14 protein-coding genes are annotated in these 14,281 nt (G+C 70.7%); 4 read left to right on the forward strand and 10 right to left on the reverse strand.

Features of this window, described 5'->3' with window-relative positions; all coding sequences use genetic code 11:
* Positions 1–58: 58 nt before the first annotated feature.
* Positions 59–1,372: a replication-associated recombination protein A gene (locus tag MNOD_RS33670; protein WP_015933430.1), complete on the reverse strand. Its 1,314-nt coding sequence runs from the start codon at positions 1,370–1,372 to the stop codon at positions 59–61.
* A gap of 43 nt (positions 1,373–1,415) precedes the next feature.
* Positions 1,416–2,051 (reverse strand): cation diffusion facilitator family transporter, encoded by a 636-nt coding sequence (locus tag MNOD_RS33675; protein WP_015933431.1) that lies wholly within the window; start codon positions 2,049–2,051, stop codon positions 1,416–1,418.
* A gap of 246 nt (positions 2,052–2,297) precedes the next feature.
* Here MNOD_RS33675 and MNOD_RS33680 point away from each other — a divergent pair, with 246 nt between their 5' ends.
* Both MNOD_RS33680 and MNOD_RS33685 read left to right on the forward strand, forming a co-directional pair.
* Positions 2,298–2,555: a DUF2934 domain-containing protein gene (locus MNOD_RS33680; protein ID WP_015933432.1), complete on the forward strand. Its 258-nt coding sequence runs from the start codon at positions 2,298–2,300 to the stop codon at positions 2,553–2,555.
* Between the two features lie 927 nt (positions 2,556–3,482).
* Positions 3,483–3,674, forward strand: coding sequence for a hypothetical protein (locus tag MNOD_RS33685; protein ID WP_015933433.1), 192 nt, complete (start codon positions 3,483–3,485; stop codon positions 3,672–3,674).
* A 2-nt stretch (positions 3,675–3,676) separates the two neighbouring features.
* Here the strand turns inward: MNOD_RS33685 and MNOD_RS33690 are convergent, their stop codons facing one another.
* Positions 3,677–4,756 (reverse strand): TRAP transporter substrate-binding protein, encoded by a 1,080-nt coding sequence (locus MNOD_RS33690; RefSeq protein ID WP_015933434.1) that lies wholly within the window; start codon positions 4,754–4,756, stop codon positions 3,677–3,679.
* Positions 4,757–5,092: 336 nt separating this feature from the next.
* Here MNOD_RS33690 and MNOD_RS33695 point away from each other — a divergent pair, with 336 nt between their 5' ends.
* Entirely contained in the window at positions 5,093–5,671 is a 579-nt protein-coding gene (locus MNOD_RS33695; RefSeq protein ID WP_015933435.1) for a tyrosine phosphatase family protein, read from the forward strand.
* 1 nt (position 5,672) lies between these two features.
* Here MNOD_RS33695 and MNOD_RS33700 read toward each other — a convergent pair whose 3' ends face one another.
* Together MNOD_RS33700 and MNOD_RS33705 are read right to left on the reverse strand one after the other, a co-directional pair.
* Entirely contained in the window at positions 5,673–6,473 is an 801-nt protein-coding gene (locus MNOD_RS33700) for a Cof-type HAD-IIB family hydrolase (protein WP_015933436.1), read from the reverse strand.
* A 1-nt stretch (position 6,474) separates the two neighbouring features.
* Positions 6,475–7,764, reverse strand: coding sequence for an alpha/beta hydrolase (locus MNOD_RS33705; RefSeq protein ID WP_015933437.1), 1,290 nt, complete (start codon positions 7,762–7,764; stop codon positions 6,475–6,477).
* A gap of 235 nt (positions 7,765–7,999) precedes the next feature.
* Here MNOD_RS33705 and MNOD_RS33710 point away from each other — a divergent pair, with 235 nt between their 5' ends.
* On the forward strand, positions 8,000–9,169 hold the full coding sequence (locus MNOD_RS33710) for a polysaccharide biosynthesis/export family protein (protein ID WP_015933438.1): 1,170 nt from the start codon (positions 8,000–8,002) through the stop codon (positions 9,167–9,169).
* Between the two features lie 436 nt (positions 9,170–9,605).
* On the opposite strand, the gene MNOD_RS33720 is transcribed toward MNOD_RS33710, so the two are convergent.
* From MNOD_RS33720 to MNOD_RS33740, 5 genes are all read right to left on the reverse strand, one after another.
* Positions 9,606–10,760 (reverse strand): IS110 family RNA-guided transposase, encoded by a 1,155-nt coding sequence (locus tag MNOD_RS33720; RefSeq protein ID WP_015933439.1) that lies wholly within the window; start codon positions 10,758–10,760, stop codon positions 9,606–9,608.
* A gap of 150 nt (positions 10,761–10,910) precedes the next feature.
* On the reverse strand, positions 10,911–12,563 hold the full coding sequence (ettA, locus tag MNOD_RS33725) for an energy-dependent translational throttle protein EttA (protein ID WP_015933440.1): 1,653 nt from the start codon (positions 12,561–12,563) through the stop codon (positions 10,911–10,913).
* A gap of 217 nt (positions 12,564–12,780) precedes the next feature.
* Positions 12,781–13,047 (reverse strand): hypothetical protein, encoded by a 267-nt coding sequence (locus tag MNOD_RS33730; RefSeq protein WP_015933441.1) that lies wholly within the window; start codon positions 13,045–13,047, stop codon positions 12,781–12,783.
* Between the two features lie 22 nt (positions 13,048–13,069).
* Positions 13,070–13,942 carry a DNA/RNA non-specific endonuclease gene (locus MNOD_RS33735; protein ID WP_043749912.1) on the reverse strand — a complete coding sequence of 291 codons (873 nt, stop codon included), beginning with the start codon at positions 13,940–13,942 and terminating at the stop codon, positions 13,070–13,072.
* 2 nt (positions 13,943–13,944) lie between these two features.
* Complete coding sequence (locus MNOD_RS33740) at positions 13,945–14,175, reverse strand: hypothetical protein (RefSeq protein WP_015933443.1); 231 nt, start codon at positions 14,173–14,175, stop codon at positions 13,945–13,947.
* Between the last annotated feature and the right edge of the window lie 106 nt (positions 14,176–14,281).

Genomic DNA, 14,281 nt, shown 5'->3' on the forward strand with positions numbered 1-14,281 from the left:
TTCGTAAACCAGAATGGTTTACAAATTCGTCACATTTGCAGGTTCGTCGGATGGGCCTTCAGCCCTCCTCCCGCCGCCGTGCGCGCTCGGCCTCCCACCAGTCGAGCCGCTCCGCGATCCGGCGCTCGAAGCCCCGCTCGGTCGGCGTGTAGAAGCGCTGGCGGCCGAGCCGCTCGGGCCAGTAATCCTGGCCCGAGAAGGCCTCGGGCTCGTCGTGGTCGTAGCGGTAGCCCTCGCCGTAGCCGAGCTTGCGCATCAGCTTCGTCGGCGCGTTCAGGATGGTGCGAGGCGGCGGGAGCGAGCCGTGCTCCTTGGCGGCGCGGGTCGCAGCCTTCCAGGCCGTGTAGACGGCGTTCGATTTCGGCGCGGTGGCGAGGTAGACCGTGGCCTGCGCCAGGGCGAGCTCGCCCTCCGGCGAGCCCAGGAAGTCGAAGGCCTCCTTGGCGGCGTTGGCGACCGCAAGCGCCTGCGGGTCGGCAAGGCCCACATCCTCGACCGCAGCGCGCACCAGCCGGCGGGCGATGAACAGCCGGTCCTCCCCGGCATCGAGCATCCGGCAGAGATAGTAGAGGGCCGCGTCCGGGTCCGAGCCGCGGATCGTCTTGTGCAGGGCGCTGATCAGGTTGTAGTGGCCCTCCTGCGCCTTGTCGTAGACGGGGGCGCGGCGCTGGATCAGCTCCTGGAGCGCCTCGGGGCTCAGCACCTCGTCTGCATCCGTCGAGCGCCAGATCTCCTCGGCGAGAGTCAGCGCGGCGCGCCCGTCGCCGTCCGCCATGCGCAGCAGCGCGGCCCGCGCCGCCTCGTCGAGGGGGAGCGGCCGGCCGGTGGCGGCCTCCGCGCGGGCCAGGAGTTTTTCGATCGCCGCCTCGTCGAGGGCGCGGAAGACCAGCACCCGGGCGCGCGACAGGAGCGCGGCGTTGAGCTCGAAGGACGGGTTCTCCGTCGTGGCGCCGACGAGGGTCACGGTCCCGTCCTCGGTCACCGGCAGGAAGGCGTCGAGCTGGGCGCGGTTGAAGCGGTGGATCTCGTCCACGAAGAGCAGCGTGCCCTGCCCCGCGGCCCGACGGGCGCGGGCGGCGTCGAACACCTTGCGCAGCTCCGCCACGCCCGAGAAGATCGCCGAGATCTGCTCGAAATGCAGTGCGGTCTCGCGGGCGAGCAGCCGCGCCACCGTGGTCTTGCCGGTGCCGGGCGGTCCCCAGAGGATCAGCGAGCCGAGATTTCGTCCCCGCAGGAGGCGGGTGAGCGCCCCGCCCTCCCCGGTCAGGTGCTCCTGGCCCACCACCTCGGCGAGGCTGGTCGGGCGCAGGCGGTCGGCGAGCGGCCGGGGCGCGTCGGCGGAAAGCCCGGCGGAGGCGAAGAGGTCGGACATGCCCGCATCAACACCGGCGGGCCGCCTCGCCGCAAGGGTCGTGTTAGGATCCGAGGCCGACCGGGTCTGGGGTGGGCGCGGGCCGCATCTCGCGCCACGCCGCCCACAGCACGCTCGCGGCCGCCTGGAACGAGAAGATCACCCCCGCAAGGTCGAGCAGCGCACCCGGCCAGCGGGCCGGCGCCAGGGTGGCGAGGAGCCCGAGCCCCGCGGTGGTGACGGTGGCGACGGCGTCGTTGCGGGCGTTGAGCCAGGTCGCGCGGATCAGCGGGTTGTCGTCGGCGCGGAAGCGCAGGAGGGTGATGGCGGCAAGGCAGGCCACCAGGGTCGCCATCAGGTTTGCGGTGACGATCTCGCTCACGCCCTCGCCGGCCGGCTCGTGCAGGTCCGCGAGGAAATCCGTCAGCCCGTCGATACCCGTCGCCGCCAGAATGCCCGCAATGACCAGGGCCGAGAGCCGCTCGATCCGCGCGCCGCGGCCGAAGGCCAGGGCCGCCACCACGTTGAGCGCGATGTCGTAGCCGAAGGAGCCCGCCTCCGCGAGGAGCGACCGCGACCCGCTCTGGCGGGCGATCAGCGCCTCGCCGAGCGCCGCGACGAGCGTCATGGCGGCAATGGCCCAGATGCGCCGCGTGTAGTCCGACCGGCCTTCGCCCGCCGGCGCTTCGGTCCGATCCATTCCTACAGTCCCGGTGCTGCCACGATGTCGCGAGCAAACCCGGCCGGATTGACTGAATTGAGGCGGCTTGGCCGGCGCCGGAGCGCTGATGGTCGCGGTCGAACTGGCTAAAGGCCGTCCGGCCGACCCTGTTCGGCATCGGTGTCTCGGTGCCGAGATCCGGCCGGATCGGTCGCGGGCCGGCGGATTAGCGTTTCCTTAACCATCGCCACCCATCGTCGTCAGCGATCGAGAGAGGAGGTGAGCATGGATCACTTCGAGCACAGCATTCGTGAGCGGGCCTATGCGCTCTGGGAGCGCGACGGCTGCGCCCTGGGCCGGGACGAGTATTACTGGACGCTCGCCGAGCAGGAGCTGCGCCAGGCGGCCCCTGCGGCGGAGCCGGCGCCGGTCCGGACGCCGCGCGCCAAGGCCCCCGCGAAGGCGTCCAGCAAGGCAGCCGCCGCCGCGAAGGCCGCTCCGCGTCGCCGCCGCACGGCCGCCGAGGGTGCCGCCGCCCCGTGAGGCGGCGGGCTCAACCCTCCGCGGCGCAGAGCGCTTCGACGCCGCGCAGATAGGCTCCCGCGTCGACTGTCCCCGACGGTGCCGAAAATCGGCCGCCGGCCCCAGGGCCAGTCGTATCGGTTCACCATCGGCCTTCGCCGACCCTGAGAGATGAAGCCGGCTGACTGAGCGCTCCCGCCTGGGGCAGCCTCACCGACCCTCATGCTGAGGGGCTGGCGATCGAAGATCGCTCAGCCTCGAAGCACGCCTGACCGCCCGTCCCATTCGCCCGCGTCTCGGACCAGCGGTCCAGGGTGCGCGCCGGCTGCCGATGCGATCTTCGATCGCTGCCTCAGCATGAGGAGCGGGCGGCTTCCACGCAGGACCAAGCAGTGGCGCCGAGCGCCCGGCGGTCGCGGCCGGCTGTGCGGCGCAACACCAAGGCGATGCTGCGGCGCTCCAGCCCGCCCTGAGCGAGCCCCTGGAGCTGGAAGGCGTCGCGGCAGGCTTTGACCTCCGGAAAGGGGCGGCCTCGTCAGGACCATCAAACCCCACCATTCGCAGCGCGAGCCGGTCCGCCTCCTCGATGGCGGCCGCTCGGCGCCGGTGAGCGCCCGGATCCGCGCCGCCCGGATCGCCAGCCACCCTTCCCTTCGGGCAGATGTCCGCCGATCCGGCGCCTCGGCCACCCATGCGACAAAAATCGGCAGCGTTGCCAATAATCGCGGCTTGCGTTCCGGGCTCGGCATCCTATCTTGTTGCAGTGCGGGATCGCGATGGCGTCGCGGTCCCGCTGCCCTCCTTGGGCGTTTCCTCCCTAGACTTGGGCCGCACCGCGTGTGCGGCCTTTTTTCTGCGCGCTGTCCGATCCGGCGGGCGACTGCCGCGTTTCCGCTCCGCCCTGGCCCGCCGCGTGCATTGGTGGGGCGGGACATGGACGGAGGCGAGATGCAGCCCTTCACCCTGCGGATCGAGCAGACCGGGACCGGCCTCGTCTGCATCACCAGCCCGGAGATCAAGAGCCTGTTCGTCGCCGACGAGACCCTCGACGGTGCCCTGCAGGCGGTGCCGAGCCTGATCGAGGCCCTGACCCGCGAGGAAAGCCGCGGCGCCCGGCCCGGCGAGGAGGCGGCGGAATAGCCTCAACCCCGCGCCCGGGCTCGGATCATGAAGTTGTCGTAAGTGTATTCGGCCACCTGGAACCAGAGATATTCCTCGTTGCGGAAGCTCTTCAGGGAGTCGTAGACCCGCTTGAAGTCGGGGTTCTTGGCCGAGATCTCGGCGTAGATCTCGTTGGCGGCCTTGAGCGCGGCTTCCATCACGTCCTGCGGGAAGGGCTTGAGCTGCGCCCCCCCGCCGACCAGGCGCCGCAGCGCGCCGGGATTGCGTGCGTCGTACTTCGCCTGCAGGTCCGTGTTGACCTGGGCGGCTGCACTTTGGGCAATCGCCTTGTAGGATTTGGGCAATTCGCTCCATTTCTGGGCATTGAACCAGAAGTGCAGCATCGCCCCGCCCTCCCAGAAGCCGGGGTAGTAGTAGAAGGGCGCCACCTTGTTGAGGCCGAGCTTCTCGTCGTCGTAGGGGCCGATCCACTCGGCCGCATCGAGGGACTTGGATTCGAGCGCCGCGTAGAGGTCGGGGCCGGCGAGGGACTGGGGCACGACGCCGAGCTTGGCCAGCACCTGGGCTCCGAGCCCGGCGATGCGGAAGCGCAATCCCTGCAGGTCGGCGACGCTCTTGATCTCGCGCCGGAACCAGCCGCCCATCTGGGTACCGGTATTGCCCCCCGGCAGCGCGTAGAGGCGCTGGCGCGCGAAGATCTCGTTGAACAGGTCCAGCGCCCCGCCCTGGACCATCCAGGCATTCTGCTGGCGGGCGTTGAGCCCGAAGGGCGCCGCGGTGGCGAGCGCGAAGGTCGGGTCGCGGCCGACCTCGTAATAGGCGGCGGAATAGCCGATCTCGACCGTCCCTGCGCCGATCGCATCGAGGAGCGCCGGCTCACCGCCCGCGGCGGGTACGACCTCGACCTGGAAGCGCCCGTCGCTCGCCTCGCCCACGATCCGCGCGAAGAGCTCGGCCGCGCCGTAGAGCGCATCGAGGTTGCGCGGGAAGGCCGAGTGCAGGCGCCAGCGCAGCGCGGGCGCCGATTGCGCCACGGCCGGAGCCGCGAGACCGGCGCCCGCCAACCCGAAGCCGGCCGTCAGGACGTCGCGACGTTTCATGCTCTCTCCCCGGAACCGCTCCGCCCCCGCGGGCCGCCGTGACACCTAGGGCGCTCTCCCGCCGAAGTGGACGCCGGTTTGGCGTTAAAAGAGCGCGGTACGACAAGGGCTCTAAAGTCCCTCGGGCGCTGATGGAAGCGCCCGAGGGACCCGCGGCGCCGATCTCCGCGGGGCGCATCGCCCCCGTGCCGAGAACGCGCTCCCCCGGAGCGCCCGCCTGTGCTAGAGCGGCATCCGTTCCAACGTGACCGGATGCCGCTCTAGCTTTTTGATTTTGCCGCATTTTCTCCGACGAACCGGCATCCACTTCGTCGGAAAATGCTCTAGCCCGGGGCCATGAAACCCGAACCGATCTCCCTCCACACCGTCTGCGGCCTGGAAGAGCTGGGGCACCACTCGACCCGGGGCGTGACGCATGTCCTTTCGATTCTCGATCCCGGCTGGCCGGAGCCCGACGCGTTCGGGTCCTACGACGCGCATCGCCGCACGACCCTGCGTTTCCACGACATCATCGACCCGATCCCCGGCCAGATTCTGCCGGAGCCGGAGGATGTGGCGGCGATCCTGACCTTCGGGCGCGATCTCTCGGGCGAGCGGCGGGACAAGATCCATCTGCTGATTCACTGCCATGCCGGCATCTCGCGCTCGACCGCCGCGATGACGATGCTGCTCGCCCAGGCGCATCCCGACCTCGACGAGGCGGTGGTGGTCGCCCGGGTGCACGACCTGCGCGAGAAGGCTTGGCCCAACGCCCGCATGATCGCCTTCGCGGACGAGGCGCTCGGCCGCAAGGGCCGCCTCTCCGAGGCCGTGCGCCGGCTGCATGCCCTGCAGCTGCGGGTGCGCCCGCATCTCGACGGGCTGATGCGCGAGCTCGGGCGCGGGCGGGAAGTGGACGCGGCGCTGGCGGGCTGAGTCAGCCCGCCAGAACGTAGCGCTCGATCGCCTGCGCGAACCCGTCGGCATCGTTCGCCGCGGTCACCATTGTCGCGGCCCGCTTCACCCCGTCCGCCGCGTTGCCCATCGCGATGCCGAGCCCGCTTTCGGCGAACATCGCCACGTCGTTCGCCATGTCGCCGAGCGTCGCGACCTCCTCGCGGGCGATGCCAAGTTCCCGCCGGATCCGCCCCACGAAGCGGCCCTTGTCGGCGCCGGGCGGGGTCACGTCGAGGTAGTAGGGCTGCGAGCGGTGGACCGCGGCCCGGTCCCCGAGTTCCGCCGCCAGGGCCGCCTCGCAGGCGGCGAGCCCGGCTTCGTCCCGGCTCACGCCGACAAGCTTGGCGGCCCGGCCGAGGAAGGGCGCGAGGTCCGGCACCACCCGCGGCCCGGCCTGAATCGTGCGGCGCTCCAGGTCCGTGTAGGGCGCCTCCGGGTCGCGCAGGAGCCACGCCCCGTCGGCGAAGACCCAGAGGTCGATGCCCCGCTCCGCGAAGCGCGCGGCGGCAATCCGGGCCGCCGCTTCCGGCACCTGCGCCTCGGCGAGCACCGCGAGGTCCGGCGTCGCCACGGTCGAGCCGTTGAAGGCGCCCATCGGCAGGGTGAGCCCGAGCGCCGCGACGAGGGGGCGCAGCCCGATCGGCGGGCGGCTCGATGCCACCGTGAAGGCGATGCCCCGCTCCCGCAGCCGCCCGACCGCTGCGATCGTGGCCGGCGTCAGCCTCTTGTCCGGCGTCACCAGCGTGCCGTCGACGTCCGAGACCACGAGGCGGACGGGCATGTCAGATCTCCCGGTGGGCCGAGACCGGCTCGGCGGGGGCGTCGGCGCGCGGCGGCACGATCTGCGGCGCCAGCACCCGGTCGCGCAGGCGCTGGGGGCCGAGCGTGAGGGCGAAGTAGTCGTACTCGCCCGGCAGATCGTTCGACATCAGGAACTGGAAATGCATCCGGAACGGCCGGCTGCTGATCCTCGGGTAGACCGCCGGGTCGATCAGCTCGCGGAACTTCGCCGAGCGGATCAGCGGGTTGGCGATGCGGGCTCCGGGCGGCAGGGCGAGGTCGCGCGCCGGATTGAAGCCCGGGAAGTTCATCCAGTCCTGCGGCGCCTGATAATCGGCCCACACCACCCGCTCGCTCGCCACCAGGGCGGCGATCTCGGCCCGCACCCGCACCGCCCGCGGGTTGATCGCGACCAGGGGCAGGCCCGCGCCGAGGGTGAGCAGGGAAAGCTCCCGCTCCGGCCTCCGCGCCAGCACCCGGGCCGTGAGCTCGACGGCGGTGAGCGCCCCGGACGAATGCCCGACGAACATCACCTCGTCGGCCTCGCTCGCCGCCAGACGCCCCGCCACATGGTCGGCGAAGGAGGCGAGTCGCGCCTCGTAATCGGGCCGCCAGCCGTTGCTGTGCTGCCAGTTGAAGACCCAGTCGTTGATGAGCTGGCGCAGAAAGATGCGGTCGAGGAGCGGGGTTGCGGCGATCACCGCCCCGAGCCCGCCCGCGAGGCCGAGCCCCGCGCTCACCCATCCCGGAAGCGACCCGGCGGCGCGGCCGAGGCCGGCGCCCAGGCCGAGGCCGGCGCCTAAGCCGAGGGCCACGAGCAGGAGCGTCATCACGAACGGGTACAGGATGACGTTTCCGTACTTCCAGTTGAGGCCGTAGAGGCGGAACAGCTTGCCGGTCACGATCCCGTGCAGGATGCCCAGGGTCAGGAGCAGCATCGACAGCGGCAGTGGGCGGCGGAAGTCGCGGCGCACGAGGTCGTCCCAGAGCAGCACCTCGTAGGTGGTGTGCGTCTCCCAAGAATCCTGGCCTGCATCCTGGCCTGCATCCCGGCCCGCTTCGACCGTCCAGCTCTGCACCAGCCCGTCCGGGCTGGTGCGCGCGGGTGTGACGCGTCGGCGCGGCAGATCGAAGCGTCGCCCGTAGCGCGACAGCTCGCGCACGAACAACGCCCGGTAGCGCTTTTTCGCCTCCGGGTCGTAGCCCGGGAGATAGAAGACGAGCCGCCGCCGCACCGCACCGCCCGCCCGCGCCGGAAGGTCGGGGGGCGTGAAGCCGATCTGTCCTGCCATGCGCTCCCCAACCTCCGCGAGGCCGGGTCTTACCCTGCCGGGGCGGGCGGGTCCAATCGCCGCGCTGCGCGCAGAGGTTAAGGTCCGGTTTCCGCTGCGTCATCGCGCCTGTGAGCAGCGGGAAGTATGGGGAGCCGTCCGGCTCCCCTCGGCACTGTGACACCTTGGCCACGGACAGCCCGTCCGGACTGGGATAGGAGCCAAGCTCACGCGGATAAGGACGAGCCAGGAACGGATGCGCCCCCTGCCGATCGCTCTCTGCGCCGCGCTCGCGGTGTCCGGCTGCAGCGCGATTCTGCCCGCAGCCGGGCCGTCCACCAGCGCCGTGACCGAGGGCGCGGACGTCGCCACCGACCAGGGCCTGCTGGCCCGCTACGAGATCATCGACGTCAACCCCGCCGTGGTCGAGGCCCTGCGCGGCCGCCCCCTCGACAGCCTGCTCGCCTCCTTCGGCGACCGCCGGCCCTCGGTCGAGCCGGTGATCGGCGTCGGCGATGTGATCACGGTGACGATCTGGGAGGCGAGCACCGGCGGCCTGTTCTCCGGCTCCCTCCTCCCCGACCGCTTCTCGGCTGGCTCGAAATCCGCGACCATCCCGCCGCAGGTCGTCACTCGCGACGGGGCGATCACGATGCCCTATGCGGGCCGGATCCAGGTTGCGGGCAAGCGCGTGCAGGAGGTGCAGGCGCAGATCGAGCAGGAACTCGCCGGCAAGGCCATCGAGCCGCAGGTCATCGTCACGGTGACCCAGCCCGCCAGCACCGTCGTGACGGTGACGGGCGAGGTGACGGCGGGGGCTCGCATCCCGCTCTCCACCAAGGGCGACCGTCTCCTCGACGTGATCGCGTCGGCCGGCGGCGTGCGCGCCCCGGTGAGCGAGACCTTCGTGCGCCTCTCCCGCGGCCGGACCACCGCCACCGTGCCGCTCACCGCCGTGGTGTCGAACCCGCGCGAGAACATCTATCTGCGCCCGGGCGACACGCTCACCCTGGTGCGCGACCCGCAGACCTTCCTGGCAACGGGCGCGACGGGGGCGAATTTCGAGATCCCGTTCCAGGCGGAGGGCATCACCCTCGCCCAGGCGCTCGCCAAGGCCGGCGGCCTGCGCGATTTCCAGGCCGATCCGGCGGGCGTGTTCCTGTTCCGGTTCGAGCCGGCCTCCGTGGTGCGCCGCCTGCGCCCCAACAGCCCGCTTCTCGGCGCGCCCCAGGTTCCGGTGGTCTACCGCGTCAACATGCGCGACCCGAACAGCCTGTTCATCACCCAGGCCTTCCGGATGCGCAACCGCGATCTCGTCTACGTCTCGAACGCGCCCTTCACCGAAGTCCAGAAGGTGCTCAGCGTCTTCTCGGCGATCACCGCCCCTGTCACCGCCGGCGCCTCGCTCTACCAGTCGACCCGCTAGAGCGCTCCCCGCCGAAGTGGAGGCCGGTTCGGCGCAAGGGAGCGCGTCATATCAAGAGCTTGAGAGCCGTGGCCGTCTCAACCGAAACGGGCACGGCTCTAGAGCGATCGGTTCGGCCAATCGAAAAAGGGGTCCCGTCCGGGACCCCTCACATGGGGTGGTTCAGGTCAAGGGTGCCTCCCTCGTGATTTACCCAGTTCTCGACGATCGCGGTCCGAGCCTGTCTCTCATGCAGCCGCAACGACCGCATCACCTCACATCCGGTCGGCGCGCACTGGCGCCTGCACCCTGATCCCTCCTGCTTGAGGGCGTCGGCTCGGAAGAGCGGGACCATCCTTTTTCACGGCGTTGATGGACGCCAGGGGGCATGCGCGGTCGCCGCTCGCCCGCATCCCGCGCCCGGTCGCGAGCCAGGCCGCGGGATCCGTGTGATCCCTCAGGCCTTGAAGACCGCGCCCTGCGGGACAATGCCGTCAGTCACGTAGCGCCAGAGAGCGACAAGCAGCTTGCGCGCGAGCGCCACGATGGCGATGCGCCGCACCCGGCCACGCGCCGCACCGACCCGCTCGGCAAACCAGCGGCTCAAGGCCGAGCCGGGCTGATGGCGGGTCCAGAACCACGCCAGCTCGATCATGGCGTGCCGCAGCCGCGGGTTGCCGGATTTGGCGATGCCTTGCTCGCGCTCCAGGCCGCCACTCTGCCACGGGCTCGGCGCCAGACCCGCATACGCCGCCAGCTGCCGACGATTGCCGAAGCGGCGGAAGAGCCCTTCGAGCCAGAGAAGCGAGGCCAGCTCCGGTCCGATCCCCCGCAGGCGCAGCAAGGCAGCAGGCACGGCATCCCGATCGGCTGCAGCCGCCTCGGCCAGGAGCGCATCGCGCTCGCGCTCGACGGCCGCAATCTGCGAGAGAACGAGTTCGAGCCGCTCGATCTCTCGCACGATCTCGGCTCTGAGGCGCTCGGGGATGGGACGGCCGTCGCCGGTCGTAAGCGCATCCAGCCGCGCCCGTCTGTCCTGGCGCAGAGGTTCGTACGCGCTCACGCCCTGGCTGGCCAGCAAACCCTTAATCCGGTTTGAGTGCTGAATGCGCTCCTTGATGAGCCGGCCGCGCTCGCGCGCCAGCCGGCGACGATCTTCCGCTTCAGGGGTGGGCGGCTGCACCATCGAGCAGACCTGACGCTCGCCGCGCGACCACGCCATGAGTGTGCGCAGCAGCGTCTCGCCGTCGAGGGCATCGGTCTTGGCCCGCCGATGCCGCCGGTTCACCGCGATCGAGGCCGGATCAACAACGTGGCTCGTGATCCCGCGGCCCGTGAGCAGACGATGGATCCAGAACCCGTCGAGCCCTGCCTCCTGGATCACCACCACGGGGACAGCGGCGCTGCGACGCTTGGCAGCCGATGCCTGTAATCGCGCGATCACCTCCAGCAGCGCCTCTGCGTTTCCACCGCTCACGGAGTGCCGCGAGATCTTCTCGGCTCCCGGCGCGCTCACGGTCAGCATCCAGCGCGCCTTACTGAGTTCGAGCGAGATGAAGAGCGTGTTAGCCTGATCTCGGACGGCAGCCCCGGTCGAAGGTTGGTCGATCATCGGTCGATCTCATGCTGATGCCTGGCAGCCTCAGCCTACCAAGACCAGCTGCCGTCCACCCGCATGGGATCTTTTTCGTTCACCACACACCCCGTTGGCCGGATCCGTTCCGGCCGAGGGGCCCGCCGGCGCGGGCCCCGGCAGGACCCTTCAGCGGCTGAACTTCTTGTACTTGATCCGGTGGGGAATCGTGGAATCGACGCCGAGCCGGCGCTTCTTGTCCTCCTCGTAATCCGCGAAGTTGCCCTCGAACCACTCCACGTGGCTGTCGCCCTCGAAGGCGAGGATGTGGGTGGCGATGCGGTCGAGGAACCAGCGGTCGTGGCTGATGATCACCGCGCAGCCGGCGTAATCCTCCAGCGCCTCCTCCAGCGCCCGCAAGGTGTCGACGTCGAGGTCGTTCGTCGGCTCGTCGAGGAGCAGCACGTTGGCGCCGCTCTTCAGGATCTTGGCGAGGTGCACCCGGTTGCGCTCGCCGCCCGACAGGACGCCGACCTTCTTCTGTTGGTCCGAGCCCTTGAAGTTGAAGGCGCCGCAATAGGCCCGGGAGTTGATCTCGCGCTTGCCGAGATAGAGGACGTCGTTGCCCCCCGAGATCTCCTGCCAGACGGTGGCGTCGGGGTTGAGCGTGTCGCGCGACTGGTCGACATAGCCGAGCTTGACGCTCTCGCCGATGCGGATCGTGCCCGCATCGGGCTTCTCCTGGCCGGTGATCATCCGGAACAGGGTGGTCTTGCCGGCGCCGTTCGGCCCGATCACGCCGACGATGCCGCCCGGCGGCAGCTTGAAGGTGAGGTCGTCGATGAGCAGGCGGTCGCCGAAGGCCTTGCCGAGCCCCTCGAACTCGATGACGTTGTTGCCGAGCCGCTCGGCGATCGGGATGACGATCTGGGCGGTGCTCGGCCCCTTCTCCTGCGACTTCGCCACGAGTTCCTCGTAGCGGGCGATGCGGGCCTTGGACTTGGCCTGCCGGGCCTTCGGCGAGGCCGCCACCCATTGCTGCTCGCGCTCGATGGTGCGCTGGCGCGCCTCCTCCTCGCGGCCCTCCTGGGCGAGCCGCTTCTGCTTCTGCACCAGCCACGAGGAATAGTTGCCCTCGTAGGGGATGCCCCGGCCGCGGTCGAGCTCCAGGATCCAGCCCGTGACGTTGTCGAGGAAGTAGCGGTCGTGGGTGACGATCAGGATCGCGCCCGGATAGGAGCGCAGATGCCCTTCGAGCCAGGCCACGGTCTCGGCGTCGAGGTGGTTGGTGGGCTCGTCGAGGAGCAGGAGATCGGGCTGCCACAGGAGCAGCCGGCACAGGGCGACGCGGCGGCGCTCGCCGCCCGAGAGCGTCTCCACCGCGACCTCGTCGCCGGGACAGCGCAGGGCGTCCATCGCCTGATCGACCTTGGAATCGAGATCCCACAGGCCCTTGGCCTCGATCTCGTCCTGCAGACGGGTCATCTCGTCCGCCGTCTCCTCGGAATAGTTCATCGCGAGGTCGTTGTAGCGGTCGAGGATGGCGCGGCTCTCGGCGACCCCCTCCATGACGTTCTCGCGCACGGTCTTGGTGGGGTCGAGCTGCGGCTCCTGCGGCAGGTAGCCGACCCGCGCGCCCTCGGCGACGAAGCCCTCGCCGGTATAATCCGTGTCGATGCCCGCCATGATGCGCAGCAGGGTCGACTTGCCGGCGCCGTTGACGCCGAGCACGCCGATCTTGGCGTCCGGGTAGAAGGAGAGGTGCACGTTGTCGAGCACCTTCTTGCCGCCCGCGTAGGTCTTGGTGAGACCCCGCATGTGGTAGATGAACTCACGGGCCATGAGGCGATCCTTGATGAGGCGATTCTTGGGTCGAGCGGCGCGGTCCCGCAGTGCCGATGCGCCGGGCCGACCGTGACGGGCGCCGGCGCGGGCGTCCGCGCGATGAAATGGGGTGCCCTCCGCGATACCAGGGCGGCCGGGGGGGTGCAAGGCGGGCCGGGCGGGCGGAGCGGGGGGACCACGCTCCTCCGGGCCGGACCGCACGGCGCCGGCTCCACTACCCGAACGGGTTCTTCACGCTCTGCGTCCGCCCCTCTGGCCTCGGCGCCTCCTCGGGCAGGTCCTGCCCTTCGAGCGCCGTCACCACCGCGTCGAGGATCCGCCTGAGCGCCCGCGCCCGCTCCAGGCTCAGCCGGTCGCGGGCGAGTTCGAGGGAGCCGTGCAGGACCACGCGCTCGGTGCCGTTCTCGACCGTGAGCGGGCCGAGGGTCTGCACGGTTGCGTCGTCGGCGAAGGGGATCAGCGTGCGGGGCGAAGCGGACATGGTCGGTCCTCCCGACAATCCTTTAGAACAGCGAGCGGATCGCCTCGCGCAGCGCGCGCTTGGCCATCCGGGTCAACTCGGCGGCGAGCCAGTCGAGGAACGAGGGTTCCGGCCTGCGCGGGCGGTGGCCGCCGGCGAACTCGTCGCGGCGGGGCTCCGGCAGGGGCATCACGCGGCTGCGGGCCGCCTCGGGCAGGCTCGGAAACACCACGATCCCGGCGATCTCGGCGAGCCGGGCCGGCGAGACCGCCTCCCAGCCGGCATTCTCGGCATTGCGCGCCAGGTAGACGCCCGCCTCACCCCGGCGTGGATCGTAGACCGCCTTGAACAGCCGCGTCGGGACGAGAACGCGGCCCTTCAGCGCCTGGACGTTGCCGCCCTCGAAGGTCGGGCCGGTGACGACGAAGAGCTCGCCCCGCTCGGCCGCGAGTGCCCGCACGGCGCTCTCGATCCCGGCCCAGAGGTGCCGGTTCAGGTCCGGATTCTGCGGCACGATATTGGCGAGGCTGAAGGATTCCGCCTGCGAATCCGGGTCCGGCATGTCGCCCGAGGGCGCCAGATGGCCCCGGTCGTAGCCGCTGCCCACGTAGTCCGACAGGTCGGCCCGCTCGGATACGGGCAGGCGCGCCTCATCGTGGAAAGCGTCGACGCGGTCGACCCGGCGGGCGGCCTCGACCCGGGCGCGGTCGAGCCGCTCGGCGGCGTAGAGCGGCGTGCGCGACAGGCCCGAATGCAGCACCGCGAAGGCCTGGTAGCAGAGGAGCGTCGCGTCGGCGGCGAGCCGCGGATTGGCGAGCACCGGCGGCTTTCCGCCCGCGAACTGCTCCGGGCAGGAATCGGCCAGCGCCGGGCTCGCGGCGAGCAGCAGCAGGACGGGAAGCAGACGCGCGGCCATGCTCAGAAGCAGACCCGCACCTTGCGCGGCCCCTCCGGCGTCGGGCGCCAGCGCCATGCGCAGGGTGGCCGGTAGAGCGGGTTCCAGACGCAGTGCAGGAAAAGGTCGCAGGTGGTTCCGCCGGGGGCCGAGGCGGGAGCGTTCGGCGGCGGCACGGCCGGCCGGGGCGCATCCGCGGCCTGCCCGGCGGCGGCCCCCATCAGGAAGCCGCCCGCCGCAAGCCAGGCTCTCATCCGCGCTCGCATCCGCACTTCACCCTGGGGACAGGCCCTCACGCCGGATCGTCCGGCGTGATCGCGTTCTAGAGTCCGTCGGACCCTTTTTGAAGCGCCCGATGGA

This window comes from Methylobacterium nodulans ORS 2060 (genome assembly GCF_000022085.1).
Classification (GTDB): Bacteria; Pseudomonadota; Alphaproteobacteria; order Rhizobiales; family Beijerinckiaceae; genus Methylobacterium; species Methylobacterium nodulans.

What these genes read in the sequence shown, in the direction of transcription:
- MNOD_RS33670 (WP_015933430.1), bottom strand. Translation starts at nt 1,372, where the DNA reads ATGTCCGACCTCTTCGCCTCCGCCGGGCTTTCCGCCGACGCGCCCCGG.
- MNOD_RS33675 (WP_015933431.1), bottom strand. Translation starts at nt 2,051, where the DNA reads ATGGATCGGACCGAAGCGCCGGCGGGCGAAGGCCGGTCGGACTACACG.
- MNOD_RS33680 (WP_015933432.1), top strand. Translation starts at nt 2,298, where the DNA reads ATGGATCACTTCGAGCACAGCATTCGTGAGCGGGCCTATGCGCTCTGG.
- MNOD_RS33685 (WP_015933433.1), top strand. Translation starts at nt 3,483, where the DNA reads ATGCAGCCCTTCACCCTGCGGATCGAGCAGACCGGGACCGGCCTCGTC.
- MNOD_RS33690 (WP_015933434.1), bottom strand. Translation starts at nt 4,756, where the DNA reads ATGAAACGTCGCGACGTCCTGACGGCCGGCTTCGGGTTGGCGGGCGCC.
- MNOD_RS33695 (WP_015933435.1), top strand. Translation starts at nt 5,093, where the DNA reads ATGAAACCCGAACCGATCTCCCTCCACACCGTCTGCGGCCTGGAAGAG.
- MNOD_RS33700 (WP_015933436.1), bottom strand. Translation starts at nt 6,473, where the DNA reads ATGCCCGTCCGCCTCGTGGTCTCGGACGTCGACGGCACGCTGGTGACG.
- MNOD_RS33705 (WP_015933437.1), bottom strand. Translation starts at nt 7,764, where the DNA reads ATGGCAGGACAGATCGGCTTCACGCCCCCCGACCTTCCGGCGCGGGCG.
- MNOD_RS33710 (WP_015933438.1), top strand. Translation starts at nt 8,000, where the DNA reads ATGCGCCCCCTGCCGATCGCTCTCTGCGCCGCGCTCGCGGTGTCCGGC.
- MNOD_RS33720 (WP_015933439.1), bottom strand. Translation starts at nt 10,760, where the DNA reads ATGATCGACCAACCTTCGACCGGGGCTGCCGTCCGAGATCAGGCTAAC.
- ettA (WP_015933440.1), bottom strand. Translation starts at nt 12,563, where the DNA reads ATGGCCCGTGAGTTCATCTACCACATGCGGGGTCTCACCAAGACCTAC.
- MNOD_RS33730 (WP_015933441.1), bottom strand. Translation starts at nt 13,047, where the DNA reads ATGTCCGCTTCGCCCCGCACGCTGATCCCCTTCGCCGACGACGCAACC.
- MNOD_RS33735 (WP_043749912.1), bottom strand. Translation starts at nt 13,942, where the DNA reads ATGGCCGCGCGTCTGCTTCCCGTCCTGCTGCTGCTCGCCGCGAGCCCG.
- MNOD_RS33740 (WP_015933443.1), bottom strand. Translation starts at nt 14,175, where the DNA reads ATGAGAGCCTGGCTTGCGGCGGGCGGCTTCCTGATGGGGGCCGCCGCC.